Annotated in this window: 23 protein-coding genes, 1 rRNA gene and 2 other annotated features; all 24 genes read right to left on the bottom strand. The window is 47.5% G+C overall.

The features are described from left to right. Positions 1-225 precede the first annotated feature (225 nt). Positions 226-822, bottom strand: a complete 597-nt coding sequence (locus KNQ02_RS14700) for a class I SAM-dependent methyltransferase (protein ID WP_088836004.1) — start codon at positions 820-822, stop codon at positions 226-228. 81 nt (positions 823-903) lie between these two features. Then, positions 904-1,269 carry a 50S ribosomal protein L7/L12 gene (gene rplL / locus KNQ02_RS14695; protein ID WP_214767887.1) on the bottom strand — a complete coding sequence of 122 codons (366 nt, stop codon included), beginning with the start codon at positions 1,267-1,269 and terminating at the stop codon, positions 904-906. Positions 1,270-1,345: 76 nt separating this feature from the next. Next, on the bottom strand, positions 1,346-1,852 hold the full coding sequence (rplJ, locus tag KNQ02_RS14690; protein WP_029332251.1) for a 50S ribosomal protein L10: 507 nt from the start codon (positions 1,850-1,852) through the stop codon (positions 1,346-1,348). A gap of 50 nt (positions 1,853-1,902) precedes the next feature. Continuing rightward, positions 1,903-2,057 (bottom strand) — a sequence feature (ribosomal protein L10 leader region). Between the two features lie 54 nt (positions 2,058-2,111). Then, a complete protein-coding gene (rplA, locus tag KNQ02_RS14685) occupies positions 2,112-2,798 on the bottom strand; it encodes a 50S ribosomal protein L1 (RefSeq protein ID WP_029332250.1) in 687 nt (228 codons plus the stop codon). 117 nt (positions 2,799-2,915) lie between these two features. After that, the gene (gene rplK, locus KNQ02_RS14680; RefSeq protein ID WP_012368996.1) at positions 2,916-3,341 is read right to left on the bottom strand and encodes a 50S ribosomal protein L11; all 426 of its coding nucleotides are present in this window, start codon (positions 3,339-3,341) and stop codon (positions 2,916-2,918) included. 149 nt (positions 3,342-3,490) lie between these two features. Further along, entirely contained in the window at positions 3,491-4,042 is a 552-nt protein-coding gene (gene nusG, locus KNQ02_RS14675; RefSeq protein WP_214809017.1) for a transcription termination/antitermination protein NusG, read from the bottom strand. 19 nt (positions 4,043-4,061) lie between these two features. Further along, the gene (gene secE, locus KNQ02_RS14670; RefSeq protein ID WP_029332248.1) at positions 4,062-4,232 is read right to left on the bottom strand and encodes a preprotein translocase subunit SecE; all 171 of its coding nucleotides are present in this window, start codon (positions 4,230-4,232) and stop codon (positions 4,062-4,064) included. 44 nt (positions 4,233-4,276) lie between these two features. Next, positions 4,277-4,423: a 50S ribosomal protein L33 gene (gene rpmG, locus KNQ02_RS14665; protein WP_029332247.1), complete on the bottom strand. Its 147-nt coding sequence runs from the start codon at positions 4,421-4,423 to the stop codon at positions 4,277-4,279. 156 nt (positions 4,424-4,579) lie between these two features. After that, complete coding sequence (sigH, locus tag KNQ02_RS14660; protein ID WP_088836002.1) at positions 4,580-5,224, bottom strand: RNA polymerase sporulation sigma factor SigH; 645 nt, start codon at positions 5,222-5,224, stop codon at positions 4,580-4,582. A gap of 179 nt (positions 5,225-5,403) precedes the next feature. Beyond that, positions 5,404-5,934 (bottom strand): NYN domain-containing protein, encoded by a 531-nt coding sequence (locus KNQ02_RS14655; RefSeq protein ID WP_088836001.1) that lies wholly within the window; start codon positions 5,932-5,934, stop codon positions 5,404-5,406. Beyond that, positions 5,931-6,692, bottom strand: coding sequence for a 23S rRNA (guanosine(2251)-2'-O)-methyltransferase RlmB (gene rlmB, locus KNQ02_RS14650; RefSeq protein ID WP_088838388.1), 762 nt, complete (start codon positions 6,690-6,692; stop codon positions 5,931-5,933). The genes KNQ02_RS14655 and rlmB overlap by 4 nt, the downstream gene beginning before the upstream one ends. Before the next feature lie 79 nt (positions 6,693-6,771). Next, entirely contained in the window at positions 6,772-7,176 is a 405-nt protein-coding gene (locus KNQ02_RS14645; protein ID WP_214805995.1) for a Mini-ribonuclease 3, read from the bottom strand. Further along, positions 7,173-8,570, bottom strand: a complete 1,398-nt coding sequence (cysS, locus tag KNQ02_RS14640; RefSeq protein ID WP_214809014.1) for a cysteine--tRNA ligase — start codon at positions 8,568-8,570, stop codon at positions 7,173-7,175. The genes KNQ02_RS14645 and cysS overlap by 4 nt, the downstream gene beginning before the upstream one ends. Continuing rightward, positions 8,524-9,207 carry a serine O-acetyltransferase gene (cysE, locus tag KNQ02_RS14635; protein ID WP_088835998.1) on the bottom strand — a complete coding sequence of 228 codons (684 nt, stop codon included), beginning with the start codon at positions 9,205-9,207 and terminating at the stop codon, positions 8,524-8,526. Before cysE ends, cysS begins: the two co-directional genes overlap by 47 nt. Positions 9,208-9,252: 45 nt before the next feature. After that, positions 9,253-9,470: a binding site (T-box leader), on the bottom strand. After that, entirely contained in the window at positions 9,470-10,915 is a 1,446-nt protein-coding gene (gene gltX / locus KNQ02_RS14630; protein ID WP_214767893.1) for a glutamate--tRNA ligase, read from the bottom strand. Its footprint overlaps the feature before it by 1 nt. 44 nt (positions 10,916-10,959) lie before the next feature. After that, positions 10,960-11,442 (bottom strand): 2-C-methyl-D-erythritol 2,4-cyclodiphosphate synthase, encoded by a 483-nt coding sequence (gene ispF / locus KNQ02_RS14625; RefSeq protein WP_029332239.1) that lies wholly within the window; start codon positions 11,440-11,442, stop codon positions 10,960-10,962. A gap of 2 nt (positions 11,443-11,444) precedes the next feature. Next, the gene (gene ispD, locus KNQ02_RS14620; protein WP_088835996.1) at positions 11,445-12,128 is read right to left on the bottom strand and encodes a 2-C-methyl-D-erythritol 4-phosphate cytidylyltransferase; all 684 of its coding nucleotides are present in this window, start codon (positions 12,126-12,128) and stop codon (positions 11,445-11,447) included. A gap of 51 nt (positions 12,129-12,179) precedes the next feature. Beyond that, positions 12,180-13,271: a PIN/TRAM domain-containing protein gene (locus tag KNQ02_RS14615; RefSeq protein ID WP_088835995.1), complete on the bottom strand. Its 1,092-nt coding sequence runs from the start codon at positions 13,269-13,271 to the stop codon at positions 12,180-12,182. 130 nt (positions 13,272-13,401) lie between these two features. Beyond that, a complete protein-coding gene (radA, locus tag KNQ02_RS14610; protein ID WP_029332236.1) occupies positions 13,402-14,778 on the bottom strand; it encodes a DNA repair protein RadA in 1,377 nt (458 codons plus the stop codon). A gap of 77 nt (positions 14,779-14,855) precedes the next feature. Next, on the bottom strand, positions 14,856-17,303 hold the full coding sequence (gene clpC / locus KNQ02_RS14605; RefSeq protein WP_088835994.1) for an ATP-dependent protease ATP-binding subunit ClpC: 2,448 nt from the start codon (positions 17,301-17,303) through the stop codon (positions 14,856-14,858). Then, complete coding sequence (locus KNQ02_RS14600) at positions 17,303-18,376, bottom strand: protein arginine kinase (protein ID WP_214771737.1); 1,074 nt, start codon at positions 18,374-18,376, stop codon at positions 17,303-17,305. The genes clpC and KNQ02_RS14600 overlap by 1 nt, the downstream gene beginning before the upstream one ends. Beyond that, complete coding sequence (locus KNQ02_RS14595) at positions 18,369-18,797, bottom strand: hypothetical protein (RefSeq protein ID WP_088835992.1); 429 nt, start codon at positions 18,795-18,797, stop codon at positions 18,369-18,371. Before KNQ02_RS14595 ends, KNQ02_RS14600 begins: the two co-directional genes overlap by 8 nt. A gap of 17 nt (positions 18,798-18,814) precedes the next feature. Next, a complete protein-coding gene (locus tag KNQ02_RS14590) occupies positions 18,815-19,270 on the bottom strand; it encodes a CtsR family transcriptional regulator (protein ID WP_088835991.1) in 456 nt (151 codons plus the stop codon). 140 nt (positions 19,271-19,410) lie between these two features. Next, a 5S ribosomal RNA gene (gene rrf, locus KNQ02_RS15875) occupies positions 19,411-19,490 on the bottom strand; the annotation flags it as partial.

Below are 19,490 nucleotides of genomic sequence, written 5' to 3'. Positions count from 1 at the left end.
CACCTCTCAGACCCACTTCTTCTTCTAGAGAAGGACGGGTGTAATATCGAACATTGAAGCCATTTTTTGACCGATAAGCGCAAAAAAGCGACGTCTTGTCTACTCAATCATCTGTAGTCGAGAACGCCAGCTACTTTCAACCTGCTTATCCAAAAATCACTCCAATGGCATTTTATAATACTATCATAGACACAACACAAGGTCAACGACAAATCACCCGATTTGTCAAGACCGAATTGATTTAAATATTGAATACCCTTTATCGCGGGTTACTGTCTCGCAAGAACCGAAGACTTCTTCCATCAGTTTCTTCGCTGATGGTCCCCCTTGTTTTTTCTGAATGACGACCCAGAGGGCGCCCCCTACTACGAGGTGATCATAAGCTTCACGTAAAATCCGATGAACAACTGCTTTTCCTGCCCGAATCGGTGGATTCGTCACGATCGCTGCAAATGTCTCATCACCTACGCCAACATACCCGTCACTTACACCGGTCGTCACGGAAACACCATTCGCACGTGCATTTTCAGCCGCTAGTTCAAGTGCCCGTTCGTTAACATCAACGAGTTTCGCGTCACGCCCGGTCGCTTTTGCCAGTGAAATCCCCATCGGTCCATATCCGCAACCGACATCTAGAATCGCACCCGGTACATCCGGCTCAACGAATGCCTCAATCAATAGACGCGAACCAAAGTCGACGCCACCTTTTGAGAACACACCGTGGTCCGATGTGAAGCGGAATGTTTCGCCGCGTAAGACGAACTCCCATGATTTCGGATCTCGTTTTGAGGAGGGATCATTCGTGTAATAATGGTCTGCCATGTTTCCTTCCCCTCTCTTGATTAAAGATGAAAACAAAAGAAGCCCGCAAAGCGAGCTTCTTTTGTCTGCGGAAGAAGAAAATTACTTAACTTCTACGCTTGCGCCAGCTTCTTCAAGCTTAGCTTTGATTGCGTCAGCGTCTTCTTTCGAAACGCCTTCTTTAACTGGAGCCGGAGTTCCGTCAACGAGTGCTTTCGCTTCTTTAAGACCGAGGCCTGTCAATTCGCGAACTGCTTTGATGACGTTGATTTTACCAGAACCTGCGTTAGTAAGGATTACGTCGAATTCAGTTTGCTCTTCAGCTGCTGCTGCGCCTGCACCTGCTGCTGCTACTGGAGCTGCTGCTGATACGCCGAATTCTTCTTCGATTGTTTTTACGAGTTCGTTAAGTTCAAGAACAGTCATGCCCTTGAGGTCTTCGATAAATTGCTCTTTGTTGAAAGCCATTATGGTTTTCCTCCTTTGATTTAGCCCACGTTGGGGTTTGAAAAATTGTGTGTTTGCCTATCCCGCTAAGCGGACATTAAGCAGATTGTTCTTCTTTTTGCTCTGCGATTGCGTTCGTTGCCACCGCGAGACCGCGGATTGGCGCTTGAAGCACGCTGAGGAGCATTGAAAGGAGACCTTCGCGTGATGGAAGTTCTGCAAGGGCTTTGACATCTTCTACTGAAGTGACTTTGCCTTCAATGATACCACCTTTAAGTTCGAGAGCCTTGTGTTCTTTAGAGAAGTTGTTCAAGATCTTAGCTGGCGCGATAACGTCTTCATTGCTGAATGCGATCGCACTAGGACCAGTGAATACTTCGTCAAGACCTTCAAGGTTGCTTTGAACTGCTGCGCGGCGAAGGAGACCGTTTTTGTAAACTTTGAATTCAACACCCGCTTCGCGGAGTTGTTTACGAAGTTCAGTGACTTCGTCTACTGTGAGACCACGGTAGTCGACGACGATTGTTCCAGCGCTCGCTTGCATTTTCTCAGCGATCTCAGATACGAGATCCGCTTTGACAGCGATAACTTTTTCGTTTGCCATTTCTGTTGCACCTCCTGGTAAATAAATTGTACCGGCGCGAGGGGCTGCTCGATTTCAAATAAAAAGCCTCCTTCTGCAGGGCAGAGGAGGCGTAATCGTCAAAAAGGATACCTGAACAAACAGGCTCTCTGAGCAAGAACACCTCGGAAGGGTTTAAGCTCAATCGATGAGCACCTTCTGTCTACGGTATGTCGAATATATCAACGTTTTATACTGTAACAGCGTTCTTAGAACGTTGTCAAGTTCGTTTTAGACGAAATTATTTCGCGAAGTCAGCTGAAGATACTTTAACACCAGGACCCATTGTAGAAGCGATCGCGATGTTTTTAAGGTAAACACCTTTAGCAGTAGCAGGCTTAACTTTTACGAGAGTTTCCATAACGGTAGTGATGTTTTCAACCAACTTCTCGTTATCGAATGATTTTTTACCGACAGGAACGTGGATGTTACCTGATTTGTCGACACGGTACTCAACTTTACCAGCTTTGATATCGTTGATTGCTTTTGTGACGTCAAATGTAACAGTTCCTGTTTTCGGGTTAGGCATGAGGCCTTTAGGTCCGAGAACACGACCGAGTTTACCAACTTCACCCATCATGTCAGGTGTCGCAACGATAACATCGAAGTCGAACCATCCTTTTTGGATTTTAGCGATATACTCAGAATCACCAGCGTAATCTGCTCCAGCAGCTTCCGCTTCTTTCAATTTCTCACCTTTCGCGAAGACGAGAACGCGTTGTGTTTTACCAGTACCGTGTGGCAATACGACTGCTCCACGGATTTGTTGATCTGCTTTCTTCGGATCGACTCCGAGACGAACAGCAAGTTCGATCGTTTCATCGAATTTCGCTGTTGCAGACTTTTTAGTTAAGTCTACAGCTTCAGCGAGTTCGTATGAAACCGTACGATCGATAAGTTTAGCAGCTTCTTTGTACTTCTTACCCATTTTAGGTTCCTCCTTTGTGGTTGTGCGGAAAATCCTCCCACATAATGAAAGGGTAGCAAGGCTTCAATTAACTATCCGCCTGCGACCCTCATCGTTGTTCATTGTAATTCGAAAGACTTAGTCTTCGATTACGATACCCATAGAACGTGCAGTACCTTCAACCATCAACATCGCTGTTTCAACAGATGCTGCGTTGAGGTCTGGCATTTTCGTTTCAGCGATTTCGCGAACTTTGTCACGTTTGACAGTCGCTACTTTCTTACGGTTAGGCTCGCCTGAACCGCTCTCGATTCCAGCTGCTTTCTTCAAGAGAACTGCTGCTGGTGGAGTTTTAGTAATAAACGTAAATGAACGATCTTCAAAAACCGTGATGACTACAGGGATAATCAAGCCGGCTTGGTCTTGTGTACGAGCGTTGAACTCTTTACAGAAGCCCATGATGTTCACACCTGCTTGACCGAGTGCCGGTCCAACTGGTGGAGCTGGGTTTGCTTTGCCCGCAGGAATTTGAAGTTTAACTAGTTTCATAACCTTCTTCGCCACGAGACACACCTCCTTAATTCTTTAATGTGGTTTAATTGGACGTTGCGCGTCCTCCCACTCATTCTATTCGACGAGTTATTTATCGAAATAAGCACAACATCAAACAGGAAAAATTGTACCATTAAAACAAAACATTCGCAATAGGAAACTTAATCGATTTTTTCAACTTGTGAAAAATCGAGTTCTACTTTCGTTTCGCGACCGAACATATCTACAGAAACTTTCATTTTTTCTGTTTCTGTATCAAGCTCTTCAACCGTTCCTTCAAGGTTCTCGAAGGCACCTTCTTTGATTCGGACGATTTGACCGAGTGAGTAGTCATAACGACTCTTCATGTCGACAAGTCCCATTGAACCAAGGATGTTTTCAGCTTCTTCAGGAAGAAGCGGCGTCGGTTTCGATCCACCACCCACTGAACCGAGGAATCCGGTTACGTTCGGTGTGTTACGAACAACATACCAAGAATCATCCGTCATGACCATCTCGACGAGGACATACCCCGGGAAGATCTTGATTTCACGTTCCTTGATTTTTGTTTCACCTTTTTTATTCGTTACTTCTTCCTGTACCGTTTCAATCGGAACGAGTACACGGAAGATTTTCTCGTCCATGTTCATAGACTCGATCCGACGTTCAAGGTTAGCCTTGACGTTGTTTTCGAATCCAGAGTACGTTTGGACGACAAACCACTGTTTATCCATGGTACGCCACCTCTTCTTTTTACTTAATCAACCAACTCATGAGTGCGCTGAGACCAGAATCGATACCAAAGATGAAGACGCCCATGAAGATAACCATACCGATTACCGTCAATGTGTACTTCGTCAATTCTTTTCGTTTTGGCCAGCTCGTCTTTTTCAGTTCATTCCATACGTCACGCAAAAATTTCATCGTACTTTCCCTCCAGGATGTATTAAATCGGGATAGATGAAGCCTTATTTCGCTTCTTTATGAATCGTATGCGCGTTACAACGCCGACAGAATTTTTTCAATTCCAAGCGGACTGTGACATCCTCTTTTTTCATCGTCGTATAATCGCGGGCACCGCAAATATCACAAGCAAGGCCTACTTTCTTCGCCATCTCAAAAGACCTCCTTCTTTGCCGCTCTCTCTCTCGAACGGAGGAGATTCCTCCAAAAAAGAGCGTAAAAAAAAACGCCTATGAGCGGCGTCTCGCTAGTAAGGCGCTATTTATACAGTAGCATACGGTAGTCGGATTGGTCAATCCACCTCGCGGTTAGACAATCAACTCACGTGCCTCGAGGTATCGCTCCAGTTTCCGTTTGACACGCTGTAACGCGTTATCAATTGATTTGACGTGGCGATCGAGATCATCCGAAATCTCTTGGTACGTTCTTCCGTCGAGATAAAGTGCCAACACTTTTCGTTCTAAGTCACTAAGGATTTCATCCATCTTCGTTTCGATATCTGCATACTCTTCTCGGTTGACGATCAAGATTTGCGGATCCGATGGTGCCGTCGAAGTGATGATATCAAGCAACGTCCGTTCAGAAGATTCATCATCATAAATTGGTTTATCGAGCGAGATGTACGAATTGAGAGGAATATGTTTTTGACGGGTCGCCGTCTTGATTGCCGTGATCATTTGCCGTGTAATGCAGAGTTCAGCAAATCCTTTAAAAGAAGCCAACTTATCAGTCCGGTAGTCACGGACTGCTTTGTATAGGCCAATCATGCCTTCTTGAATGATATCTTCGCGGTCCGCGCCAATCAAAAAATATGAACGGGCCTTCGCACGTACGAAGTTACGATAGCGCTCGATCAAAAATTCAAGGGCATCGCTATTATCGAATACCTTCGCTTGTTCCACAAGCGCCTCATCAGACATGCACTCAAACTGGTCGAACGAAACCAAACTCATCCTTCATCCCTCCAAGCTTCTATGACGAACTAATCAATTGCCTACAATTATACAATAATTTCCTATCCTGCGACAGTGAAAATTGGCATGACCTCTTTTTATCTGTATTTCGCCCTTAAAAAAACCGCCTTCTCGACAGGTACGTCAAGAAAACGGTTTATTTTTAAGGGGAGACCCCCTTACTGATCTGAATTTTTTCTTCTTCGGATTTGTTCAAGCCGTTCGATGACATCTGCCGGCAAATCGATTGTCGACCGCGGTTTCTTGCTCGTCTTCGACATCGTCGTCTGTCCCTGAATGACGGCGACCGCTGCTTTCCAGTCCCGTCTCAACTCTTGTGCCGAGATGCGGAGTGCGCCGAGCGTAAAGATCACCCATTGTTCCGTGAAGTCGTTCGTCGCGACCGTCAGCTTGACACGGATGTCTTGTAACCACTCGGCTGCCGTTTTTTCTATCCATTCGTCAGCAGTTTCATTCTCGCGTGTATAAATGACCTCGAGTCCACTCTTTTTTAAGCGTGACTCGCGCCCTGGCTGAAGATAGGCATCAAAGACGATGGTGACACTAATTCCTGTCACTGCCTGATATTCCGCCATTGCATCGACCAATCGTTCCCGTGCTAATTCAAAATCTTGCTCCCGCAATGTCCGGAATTCCGGCCATGCGCCAATGATATTGTAGCCATCAACGATCAGACGGTCATATTTCATCGCGCGTACGGCTTTCTCGTCCGGTACACTTCATACAATAAGAGTGACGCGGCAACGGAAGCATTGAGTGACGTGACATGGCCCGCCATCGGAAGGTGGACAAGGAAATCACATTTCTCTCGGACGAGGCGACTCATCCCTTTTCCTTCACTACCAATGACGATTCCAAGCGGCATCGTTCCGTCAAGCGTCCGGTAATCATCACTTTCACGCGCATCCGTCCCGACGAACCAAAGTCCTTTTTTCTTGAGGTCTTCCATCGTCCGCGTTAAGTTCGTCACGCGAACGACCGGAATATGCTCGATTGCACCCGTCGATGCTTTTGCGACGACTTGTGTCAATCCGACCGAGCGCCGTTTCGGAATGATGACCCCGTGCGCACCGACAGCGTCTGCCGTCCGAAGAATCGAACCGAGGTTATGCGGGTCTTCCAGCTCGTCGAGTAAGACGATGAGTGGTGTCTCATCCTTCTTCTCTGCTAAGGCAAAGATATCGTCGAGTTCCGCGTATTCATAGGCGGCAACTGCCGCAACGACACCTTGGTGGTTGTCGCTCCCTGTCAGACCATGCAGTTTTGAACGGGGGACGATTTGAATTTGGACATTCGCTTCTTGCGCCATCGCGTGGATGACGGCGAGTGGACCTTTTTGTTGACCTTCCTGGATAAAGAGTTTATTCATTTCGCGTCCACTTCGTAACGCTTCGAGAACAGGATTTCGTCCGTAAAGGAAATCCTGCCCTTCCGCGAGTGGTTCGATGACGACCGGGTCCTCTTGTTTCTTTTCAACACGTTTTCGTTTTTCGCCAGTCTTAGGGCGCTGTCCTTGATCGACTGGGTTATTTTCCGTCTGTCGTTTCGGCTTCGAGTAATTCGAACGCTTGCCCGATGAGTTCTTCAAGACGATCCCCTCCTTCTGAAAGATAAATGTAGCCTAACAATGCTTCGAACGCCGTCGCGTAGCGGTACGTATGGACATCCGTACTTTTTGGTACAGAACCGGACTTCGCATTTTTCCCACGCCGGACGACGGCTTGTTCCTCTTCTGTCAGTGTTCCCTGATTGAGCCAATGTGTAACGACGGTCGCCTGTGCTTGCGCCCGGACATACTGGACCGCTGCTTTATGCAACTCGCCTGGTTTGACGAAACCACGGTCAAGTAGTCGCTCTCTTACATGCATCTCATAGACGACGTCTCCCATATAGGCGAGCGCGAGCGCGTTCAATTGTTTATAGTTCTTCATCCGCGCTTCCACCGCATCCCTTGTGCTGTATCTTCAAGCAAGATGCCCTGGTCGCGTAACTGATCGCGGATTTCATCTGCCCGTCCGAAATCACGATTTTTCCGTGCTTCGTTTCGTTCTGTGATCAACTGTTCGACTTCTTCGTCGAGCAGTCCGCGGTCGACCGTCAACGTTACACCTAATACGCCCGACAATTCATTGAAAACGGTCAGGAAGCGCTCAAGAACTTCTTTTGACGCTTGTGCTTCTGCAAGATAAAGATTTGCTTCTTTCGATAAATCGAACAAATCCGTTACAGCATTCGCTGTATTGAAGTCATCATCCATCGACGTGATGAAATGTTGCTTGATGTCTTCAATCCGCTTCAACCATTTTTCGTTTGCCATTCCGAGATCTGCCGTCATCGCGAGACGATGCTCGACGTTTGCGACCGACTCCCGAATTCGCGCGAGACCGTTGACCGCTTGATCAATCAGCTCACGGCTGTAGTTGATCGGATGACGATACTGAACAGACAGCATGAAGAAGCGTAAGACCATTGGATCGACGACTTGAATCGCTTCATGGACCGTCAAAAAGTTTCCGAGTGATTTCGACATCTTCTCGTTTTCGATGTTGACGAATCCATTGTGCATCCAGTAGTTCGCGAATTTTTGAGAATTGCATGCTTCCGACTGGGCAATTTCATTTTCATGGTGCGGGAATTTCAAGTCTTGTCCACCGGCATGGATATCAATCGTATCGCCAAGGTATTTCTTTGCCATCGCCGAGCACTCGATGTGCCAGCCCGGACGTCCTTCACCCCATGGACTTGTCCAAGACGGTTCGTCCGGCTTAACGGCTTTCCAAAGAACGAAATCGAGTGGATCTTCTTTTTTCTCGCCGACTTCAATCCGCGCGCCCGATTGTAATTCATCAATCGATTGCTGACTCAACTGACCATACGTCTCAAAACTCCGTGTCCGGAAGTAGACATCTCCGCCTGAAGCATAGGCATTCCCTTTTTCAACGAGAACTTTGATGAAGTCGATGATATCATCCATCGTCTCCGTAACGAGCGGATGGACGTCCGCTTGTTGGACGTTCAAAGCGCCCGTATCTGCATGATACGCGGCAATGAAACGTTTCGTTAAGTCATGATAATCTTCACCGAGTTCATTTGCCGTCCGAATGATTTTATCATCGACATCCGTAAAGTTCGAGACGTACTGAACCTCATAACCGCGGTACGTAAAGTAGCGGCGGACTGTATCGAAGACAATTGCCGGGCGGGCATTACCAATGTGGATATAGTTATAGACGGTCGGTCCACAGACGTACATCTTGACCTTACCTTCTTCTAACGGTTTAAATGGTTCCTTTTTTCCGGTCATGCTGTTGTAGAGTTGTATCATTCCGAAGTCCTCCTTTGATTCGTTCAATTTCCCGTTTTAGTTCTTCGATTTCAATTTCAATCCGTTCCTGGCACTCACTAACGGGATCCGGTAGACGGTGATCGAGAGGGGCCTCGACTTTCATTCCGTCCTGGATGACGACACGTCCCGGAATCCCGACGACGGTTGCGTTAGCAGGGACGTCTTTTAGGACGACTGAGCTTGCCCCGATTTTTGATGCATCCCCGACCGAAATATCACCGAGTACACGTGCTCCGGCTGAAACGAGCACGCCATTACCGAGCGTCGGATGACGTTTGCCCGTCTCTTTGCCCGTCCCGCCGAGCGTCACGCCTTGAAAAATCGTCACATCGTCGCCGATGATGGCTGTTTCTCCGATGACGACACCCATCCCATGGTCGATGAAGAAGCGACGACCAATCGTCGCACCCGGATGAATTTCGATCCCTGTCAAGAAGCGGCTGAACTGTGAAATGCTTCGCCCCAGTAACTTTAAGTTCAACTTCCATAACCGATGGGCTACACGGTGCATCCAAATCGCATGTAAGCCGGGGTACGTCAAGATGACTTCAATGCTACTGCGTGCAGACGGGTCTTGGTTGAATACATTGCGAATGTCTTCTCGTATACGTGTCATGTTCAATCTCCTCTCCATAAGAAAAAGCGCCTCCGTGCATCGCTGCACAGAGACGCTAATTAGCGCGGTCCCACTCTGTTTGGACGAATCAATCGTCCCTCTCCGTGTCCGTTAACGCCGGAGATACGTCTACGCCTACTCTCACTGATTTCGGGTAGCACTCAGAGGGGCATTTCATGGCAATTTTCTTCAAGCTCTCGCACCACACAAGCTTGTCTCTGGAGAAGAAACATTGACACTACTTTCCTCATCTACGCTTTATTTATACGTCTAGTCGCGCAAGTACGCGGTCTTTTCCTAATAGTTGAATCGTATTCGGAAGTTCTGGACCATGTGTTTGCCCCGTCGTTGCGACGCGGATTGGCATGAACAGATTTTTTCCTTTTTGACCGGTTGCTTTTTGTGTTGCCTTAATCGATGCTTTGATCGCTTCCGGCGTCCACTCTTCAAGTGTCCGCAATTGGTTCGCGAATTCAGCTAAGACGGTCGGAACCGTTTCGCCACTCAAGACAGTGTTTGCTTCTTCATCATACACCACTTCATCTTCAAAAAACATCTCTGAAAGCTCAACGACTTCCGCTCCGTGTGTCATCTGCTCACGGTAAAGTCCGACGAGGTTCTTCGCCCAGTCGAGTTCTTCTGCTGACGGCTCGTTTGAGACGCGTCCTGCTGCTTGAAGGAATGGAAGACTCGCTTCGAATACTTCTTCGAACGATTGATGTTTCATGTACTGCCCATTGATCCAAGCGAGTTTTTGTTGATCGAAAACAGCTGGACTCTTCGACAGGCGGGACGCATCAAAGATCTCGATGAATTCTTCTTTCGTAAAGATTTCTTGTTCTCCGACCGGCGACCAACCAAGCAACGTCACGAAGTTAAGTAACGCTTCCGGGAGATACCCGAGGTCTTTATACTGCTCGATGTACTGAATGATTGATTGATCACGTTTCGACAGTTTTTTATGCTCTTCGTTGACGATGAGCGTCATGTGACCAAATGTTGGATACTCCCAACCGAACGCATCATAAATCATCATCTGTTTCGGTGTATTCGAGATGTGGTCGTCTCCACGTAAGACATGGCTGATTGCCATCAAGTGATCGTCGACGACAACGGCGAAGTTATACGTCGGAATCCCGTCTTTTTTGACGATGACCCAGTCCCCGAAGTCTTTTGATTCAAACGATACGTCTTCTTTGACGATATCGTTCCACGTATATGTCACGCTTTCCGGTACACGAATCCGAATCGATGGTGTCCGTCCTTCCGCGACGAATGCGTCTTCTTGTTCTTGCGATAAATCTCGGTGTGCACCTGAATAACGCGGTGCTTCACCACGTGCAATTTGTGCTTCACGTTCCGCCTCAAGTTCTTCCGAGGTCATGTAGCAACGGTAGGCGAGTCCTTTTTCAAGTAACTCGTCTGTGTATTTTTGATAAAGATCAAGCCGTTCCATTTGGAAGTAAGGACCGTAATCGCCACCGCGGCCTGGACCTTCATCCCAATCGATTCCGAGCCACTCGAGGTACTTCATCTGACTTTCAACGCCACCATCAATGTTTCGTTTTTGGTCCGTATCCTCAATCCGTAAAATCATTTTCCCGCCCGCATGACGTGCGAACAAATAGTTGAATAAAGCCGTCCGTGCATTCCCAATATGAAGGTGCCCGGTCGGACTTGGTGCATAACGTACACGTACTTCTGCCATTGCCGATCACTCCTTTAGTCTCAAATTCGCTTAATTAGTATACCTTATTCTTCGATTCGTTTCAGCAGAATCACAGCTTGGCACGCAATTCCTTCTTCGCGCCCTGTAAACCCGAGCCATTCCGTCGTCGTCGCTTTGACATTGATCTGCTCGATGTCCGCTTCAAGCAGTTCCGCAATCCGCGCACGCATCGTATCGATGTACGGGCGTAATTTAGGCGCTTGCGCGATGACGGTCGCGTCTAAGTTACTCAATTCATATCCTTTACGCTTGACGAGTGCATAGACATGTTCGAGCAGTTTAGCAGAGTCCGCATCTTTGAACTCAGGATCGGTGTCCGGAAAATGTTTGCCGATATCCCCTTCTGCAATCGCTCCGAGTGCTGCATCCGCAATCGTATGGAGCAAGACGTCCGCATCCGAGTGACCGAGTAATCCTTTCGTATGTGGGATTTCAATCCCACCTAAAATGAGTTTCCGATCTTCTGCGAATGCATGTACATCAAAACCTTGTCCAATTCGAATCATCGTTATTTCCCTCGTTTCATTAAGATCGCTTCACCAAACCATAAATCATCCGGTGTCGTCACTTTAATATTTTCATACTGACCGGTGACGAGCGTCACCTTTCCTCCGTCCCATTCTATCAAACTTGCATCATCTGTACCTAAATAGTGTTCTGCTGCTTTTTGATGGACGGTTCGGATCGTGTCGAGATCGAAGGCTTGCGGTGTTTGAGCTGCCATCAGTTCGTCACGCGGAACCGTTTCGACGATCGTCTCTCCGATGATCCGTTTGACCGTATCTTTGACCGGGACGGCGAGAATCGCTGCTTTGTGCTCGACTGCCGCCGCGACGACGGCATGAATCGCTGTCTGTTCGATGAATGGCCGGGCGCCGTCATGAATCAACACGATACCGGGTGCTTCGATGACTTCCAGTCCGCGTAAGACACTTTCTTGCCGTTCCCGTCCTCCGGCAACAAGGCGTACAGGCGTTGCGTATCGGTCCGTCACTTGCTCAAACCAGACTTGTTCCGCCGGATTGATGGCAAGAATGATTTCTTCACATAAGGGATCGGCTTCAAACACATCGAGTGTCCACTCAATGATTGAACGGTCCCGTAACAGCAGCATCAGTTTATTACGATCTGCGCCCATTCTTTTTCCGGCACCAGCTGCCGGAATGACGACGCGGTATGTCTGTTCTATCACTGCATTCCCTCTTTTCTCATAAGTAAAGACTGCCACAGTTGTGGCAGTCCCTTATTTTTCTTGTGGCTTCGCAAAAATCATCCGTCCAGCAGACGTCTGAAGGACACTCGTCACGACAACACCAATCGTTTTCGAAATCAAGTGTTTACCACCTTCGACGACGACCATCGTGCCATCTTCGAGGTAGGCAATCCCTTGCTTTTGCTCTTTTCCTTCTTTGATGACAAGCACCATCATCTCTTCACCCGGAATCACAACTTGCTTGACGGCATTTGCTAAATCATTGATGTTCAAGACGGGTACGTTCCGGACTTCACACACTTTATTCAAGTTGTAATCGTTCGTAACGACAATTCCTTTCATCAACTCTGCCAGCTTAATCAGTTTGATGTCGACTTCTGGTACATCCTCGAAGTCACCATCATAAATTTCGACTTCCATTCCAGGGATTGATTGGAGTTCTTTTAAGACGTCAAGCCCCCGGCGTCCACGATTTCGTTTTAATGTATCCGATGAATCGGCAATGTATTGAAGTTCCCCAATCACGAACTGCGGAACGATCAGTTTCCCTTCAACAAATCCGGTCTTCGCGATATCTGTGATCCGTCCATCGATGATAACACTCGTATCGAGTACTTTACTGTTTGATTTTGCGACAACAACGGGTTCCGGTGTCGACTTTTTATCCGAGTTACTACTGTTTGACCGTAAAAAGATTTTCGTCAACTCATGCCGTTTGCGATATCCGACCGTAAAGCCGAGGTATCCGAATAAGGCAGTCGCGAAAATGGTTAAGACATTACTAAGCAGCGGAATCCCGACAAGTTCGATCAACATGCTGACGAGAAATGCCATCACGAGACCTAGCAAGAGGCCAAATGTTCCAAAGAATAAATCTGCAGCGGGCGCCTTTACTAGTTTTTCTTCTAAAAATCGGAGAAGTCGAATAACCGCATCCGTAATGAATAATCCAATTAATAAAAATATGAGTGCACCAATCGTTCCGGTTACGTATGTCGTCATCAACCATTCCGGGAAAGTCATCCCTGTCGCCGCTTCAATTAATTGAAATAACTGGGGCAATAACAAGACACCAAGCGCAAGACCGAGTAACGCGAAAAAGATTCGAATGATGATTTTCAATCTTCCCACCTCCTTCTATTATTTTAAGTTCATTGTAACATGTATTTATTTGAATCACCTACGCCTTAAGGTGGGGAAACTGTTTACATATCCATTACAGCCTCCCCATCTTTTCCTACATTTCAGGCGTTTAAAACGGGATGGTTTCGCGTAACGCTTCGTCAACACTTTCGACACCGATGACCGTGATGCCGTCCGGATAGGTCCATCCCCCGAGATTGTTTTTCGGAATGATGGCTCGTGTGAATCCGAGCTTCGCAGCTTCTGCGACGCGTTGCTCAATCCGTGAGACGCGCCGGACTTCTCCCGTCAAACCTACTTCACCAATGACGACATCTGTCGGACGTGTCGGCTTGTCGCGAAAACTCGAGGCAATCGCGACACAGACGGCGAGGTCAATCGCCGGTTCATCGAGCTTGACGCCACCAGCTGCTTTCAAATAGGCATCTTGTGTCTGGAGCAGTAAACCAGATCGTTTCTCAAGCACTGCCATCAGCAAGGCCACTTTGTTTTGGTCAATCCCTGTTGCCATACGGCGTGGATTACCGAATGATGTCGGTGAAATCAGGGCTTGTAACTCAACGAGAACAGTCCGTGTCCCCTCCATCGAAGCAACGATTGTCGAACCCGACACACCGGACGTCCGCTCCTCGAGGAAGATTTCCGATGGATTCAAGACTTCTTCTAAACCAGACTCCCGCATTTCAAAGATTCCAATCTCGTTCGTCGAACCAAACCGGTTTTTGACGGCACGGAGGATCCGGAACGTATGGTGACGTTCCCCTTCGAAGTACAGGACGGCATCGACCATGTGTTCGAGTAAACGAGGTCCGGCAATCGAACCTTGTTTCGTGACGTGACCGACGATAAAGATGGCAATGCCGCGACTCTTCGCGATTTTCATCAGCATCGCCGTACATTCACGTACTTGCGTGACGCTACCAGGGGCAGACTGAATTTCATCGATATAGACCGTTTGAATCGAGTCGATGATTAAAAAGCCTGGTTTTTCTTCGTCGACGACCCGCTCAATCATATTCATGTCCGTTTCACTGAGCACGAATAAGTCTTGAGTCGGTAAACCGAGTCGTTCGGCGCGGAGTTTTGTCTGTTTGAGCGATTCCTCACCTGAGATATAGAGGACTTTTTCGCCGCGTTGTGCAAGGCGAGCACTTGTCTGTAACAGAATCGTCGATTTCCCAATCCCCGGGTCACCTCCGACGAGGACCATCGATCCGGGCACAATCCCGCCGCCGAGCACACGGTCAAATTCACTACTCCCCGTGAAGACACGACTTTCTTCTTGTGAGACGATATTTGCGAGACGTTCCGGTTTCAATTGTTTCGTCGTCGTATGGACAAAAGCGGAACCGCGTCGTGCTTTCTTCTCCTCGACGACTTCTTCGACCATCGTATTCCATTCCCCACAGCCGGAGCAGCGTCCCATCCATTTCGGTGACTCCGTCCCACAGCTTTGGCAAACAAATTTCGTCTTCATTTTAGCCACTCTGTTCATCCTTTCTCTATCCAAGAAAAAGCCCAGCTTTCGCTTCGTACTTGCGAAAGCTGGACCCTGTTGATCACTTATTCTGTCGTTGCCGGTTCCACTTGGTGGCGGCGGACGATGAATTCATCGTTTTCTACATCAAGTGCAACACGTTCTCCTTTTTGAATGTCTCCCGCAAGCAATGCTTCCGACAAACGATCCTCAGCTTCTCGTTGAAGTGCACGACGGATTGGGCGAGCTCCGTATTCTGGGTCGTATCCGATGTCGGCAATCTTCGAAAGCGCGGCAGGTGTCAATTCAAAGTGAACCTGTTGTTCCGCAAGGCGTTTTTCGAGAGTCTTCGCCATGAGTTTGACGATCTCTTCGATGTGTTTTTTCTCAAGTGAGTGGAAGACGATCGTTTCGTCAATCCGGTTCAAGAACTCAGGACGGAAGGCTTTCTTCAGTTCGTCCATCACTTTCCCCTTCATGTCTTTGTATTCGCGGTCCGTATCGTCCGACACTGTGAACCCGACGTATTTATTCCGTTTGAGGGCACTTGCACCGACGTTCGACGTCATGACGATGATCGTATTACGGAAATCGACTGTCCGGCCTTTTGAATCCGTAAGACGTCCATCATCGAGCACTTGAAGCAAGATGTTGAAGACTTCAGGGTGAGCTTTTTCAATTTCATCAAGCAAGATGACGGAGTACGGTTTACGGCGTACTTTTTCAGTCAATTGACCGCCTTCTTCATATCCGACATATCCAGGAGGTGAACCGACGAGTCGGCTTGTTGCATGTTTCTCCATGTATTCTGACATGTCGATTCGGATGATGGCATCCTCGTCACCAAACATCGATTCTGCGACGGCACGGGCAAGCTCTGTTTTACCGACACCCGTTGGACCGAGGAAGATGAATGAACCGATTGGACGTTTAGGATCTTTGAGTCCGGCACGTGCGCGACGGATTGCTTTTGAGATTGATTTGACCGCTTCATTTTGACCGATGACCCGACTATGAAGAATTTCTTCGAGACGGAGCAAACGATCGGTTTCTTCTTCAGCGATTTTCGTTACGGGTACGCCCGTCCAGCTCGCGACGACCTGCGCGATATCATCTTTTGTGACTTCAAGCTTCTCATTGCCTTGTTTGTTCTGCCATTCTTCTTTTAAGCGCTCGAGCTCATCGCGAAGTTTTTGCTCTGTGTCGCGTAAGCTTGCTGCTTTTTCGAATTCTTGGCTTTGGACGGCTTCGTCTTTATCTTTTCGGATGCCTTCAAGTTTTGCTTCGACTTCTTTTAAGTTCGGTGGTGCTGTATATGAACGAAGACGAACTTTTGAAGCCGCTTCGTCAATTAAGTCGATTGCTTTATCCGGTAGGAAACGGTCTGAGATGTAACGGTCAGAAAGCGTCACCGCTTCTTGAATCGCTTCATCCGTGATCGTGACACGGTGGTGGGCTTCATAACGGTCACGAAGACCAAACAAGATTTGTGTTGCTTCGTTCGCTGTTGGTTCAGCGACTTGAATTGGTTGGAAACGACGCTCAAGCGCTGCATCTTTTTCGATATATTTGCGGTATTCGTCAAGTGTCGTCGCACCGATACATTGGAGTTCACCGCGCGCGAGTGATGGTTTTAAAATGTTTGACGCATCGATTGCGCCTTCTGCTCCACCTGCACCAATCAATGTGTGCAATTCGTCGATGAAGAGAATGATGTTTCCAGCTTGACGGATTTCATCCATGACCTTTTTCAAACGGTCTTCGAACTCACCACGGTATTTCGTCCCGGCGACGAGCGTCCCCATGTCGAGAACCATGACGCGTTTATTCCGTAACGTTTCCGGCACTTCATTGTTGATGATTTGTTGGGCGAGTCCTTCGACGACAGCTGTTTTACCAACACCTGGCTCCCCAATCAAAACCGGGTTGTTTTTCGTCCGACGACTCAAGACTTCGATGACACGTTGAATTTCTTTTGCGCGTCCGATGACTGGGTCGAGACGTGTCTCACGTGCTTGTTGCGTCAAGTCGCGTGCCAAGCCATCTAGCGTTGGCGTCGCGACGCCTGAGCCTGCTTGTGATGCGTTAGCTGTCGTTTCGCTGTTCCCAAGCAGTTGCAATACTTGCTGACGTGCTTTAGAAAGACTGATTCCAAGGTTGTTTAAGACGCGTGCCGCAACACCTTCACCTTCACGAATCAAGCCGAGTAAGAGGTGCTCCGTGCCGACATACGAATGACCGAGCTTACGTGCTTCATCCATTGAAAGTTCGATGACTTTTTTTGCGCGCGGCGTATAGTGAATCGTCGTCGCACCATCTTGTCCACGACCGATCAATGCTTCGACTTCCATTTGAATTTTATCTGAACTGAGTCCGAGTGCTGTTAAAGCTTTCGCAGCAATCCCGTCTCCTTCACGTACAAGCCCGAGTAAAATATGTTCTGTCCCGATATTATGGTGTCCGAGTCGTACTGCTTCTTCCTGTGCAAGTGCGAGTACGCGTTGGGCACGTTCTGTGAATCGTCCAAACATCATTACGCAAAACCTCCTTGTGTGTGATCCCTGTGTTTCTGTTCGGTTAACATCTGACGAATCACATTCGCTCGCTCGATGTCCCGTTCTCTTGTTGTTAATTGATTCCCGAAATGCTTTTGTAGAAAACCTGTTTGTAAGGATACAAGTAAATGATGAAACACATTCGGTGCGAGATTGACAGCTAATCCTAGCCCATCTGCTAAGCGAACATCGGATAGACGTTCCGTTGCTTCTCGTGCCGTAATTAAACGGGCGGATGTTAAAATGCCATACGACCGGTATAACCGGTCTTCTAGTTCTTCTTGATACATCTCCATTAATCCTTTTCTTGCGGCCTGTTCTGCCTCAATTAATGCTTCAACAGCAAAAAGATAATCCGTAATCAGCATATCTTCACTCGCTCCAAGAGTCCGTTGATTCGACAGTTGAAACATCCGCCCAGAGGCGTCGCTGCCTTCACCATACCGGCCACGAATCGCAAAACCAAGCTGTCTCAAGTGCTTGACGTATCCTTGAATTTGATTCGTCAAGACAAGTCCAGGTAGATGCAGCATGACAGAAGCGCGAAGTCCCGTCCCGACATTGCTCGGACAGGTTGTCAAATAACCGAGTGTATCATCAAAGGCAATCTTAAAACGTTCACTAATCAATTGATCGACTTGTTTCGCGATCCGAAAAGCTTCTTCGAGTTGTAGACCCGGAAACAATGTTTGAATCCGGAAATGATCTTCTTCATTCACCATGACGCTAATCTGTTCATCTTCACTAATGAACAATCCCGTCCGTGGATGGGATGCAAGTGCGGGACTGATTAAATGTTTTTCCACTAAAGCAGTCCGTGTCAGCGCATCCGCCTGGTCGACCCGTCCAAATCGGAATCCTTTTAGTCCACTCAACTGGCGTTCCGTTTCATCAATCAGTTCATTCGCCTCTTTTTCCGACAGCATCGTCGAGAACGGATATTGCATCGCATTTCGAGCTAAACGAATCCGTGTCGAGACGACGATGTCATCATAAGGGGCTTGTTGATTCATTTTTTCACTTAAAGGATGCGTCAATAATTCTTTAAACATGGCGCAAATCCTCCTCGACGCTAACAATCTGTTGTTTAATCAGTTCAGCTTCTTCGTAATCTTCTGACAAGACCTTCCGATTGAGTTGTTCTTTTAACCGGCTTAACTGTTGCTTCAAACGCTTTTCGACTGATTCTTCATCAGGGCGTGATCCATAATGTTTGGAGTGGCCATGCTGGAATTGACGGACCATTCCATCGACTTCATCCTTAAATACGGTGTAACACGTCGCACAACCAACTTTTCTCAAATGCAACAACTGTTGTCGTGTCATACCACAAGAAGGACACGTTGTACCTTGATACTCGCGCGCAAGCTCTCGGACACATACAGAACATAAAACACGCTCTGCTCCTTCCGTTTCTTGTGGAAGTTTGACACGTACGATTGCCTCGCGCTCTAAACAACGTTGACATCGCATATGGCATTCCTCCAATGCTACAATCGCTTGATGGTTTGGAGAAGTGATTGCATCAGATGCGCTCGCATCCGGTGTTGATCTTCTACATCCATCGGTAGACTTTCTTTTCGTAACAACGCTTGGATGATAATCGCTTCACGTCGCGTTAATAATTGTTCATTCATTAATCGAATCAAATAATCTTCAGCAGCCTGTTCGGTTAATTGATCACCGACCCAGGCACTCATCTCGTCTAAGAGATCGTGACTATCTAGCAAAACGATTTTCTGAATCCGGATATACCCTCCACCACCACGCTTACTTTCGACAAAATAGCCTTTTTCGACTGTAAAACGTGTGTTGATGACATAATTGATTTGGGAAGGGACACAATCAAAACGCTGGGCAATTTCTTGACGTTTGATTTCAACTTTTGTTTCATCATTTAAGATTTGTTTTAAATAGGCTTCGATGATATCTGTGATGTTTTGCATGGGCACCACCTCTCTGACCATCTTTGACTATTGTTTGATTTAATAGTAATCATCTTAAAAGTGAATTGCAAATAATTTAACTCTAAATGAACATACACAAAAAGACCGACCTGCAAGATGCAGATCGGTCCTTTTCAATTGCCTGGCAACGTCCTATCCTCACAGGGGGAAGCCCCCAACTACTTTCGGCGTTCAAGTGCTTAACTTCCGTGTTCGGCAT

Origin of the sequence: Exiguobacterium sp. s102 (genome assembly GCF_018618635.1) — a bacterium.
Taxonomy (GTDB): Bacteria; Bacillota; Bacilli; order Exiguobacteriales; family Exiguobacteriaceae; genus Exiguobacterium_A; species Exiguobacterium_A oxidotolerans.
Note: the sequence above shows the minus strand (reverse complement) of the source record. Positions and strands in the feature narration are given on the sequence as shown.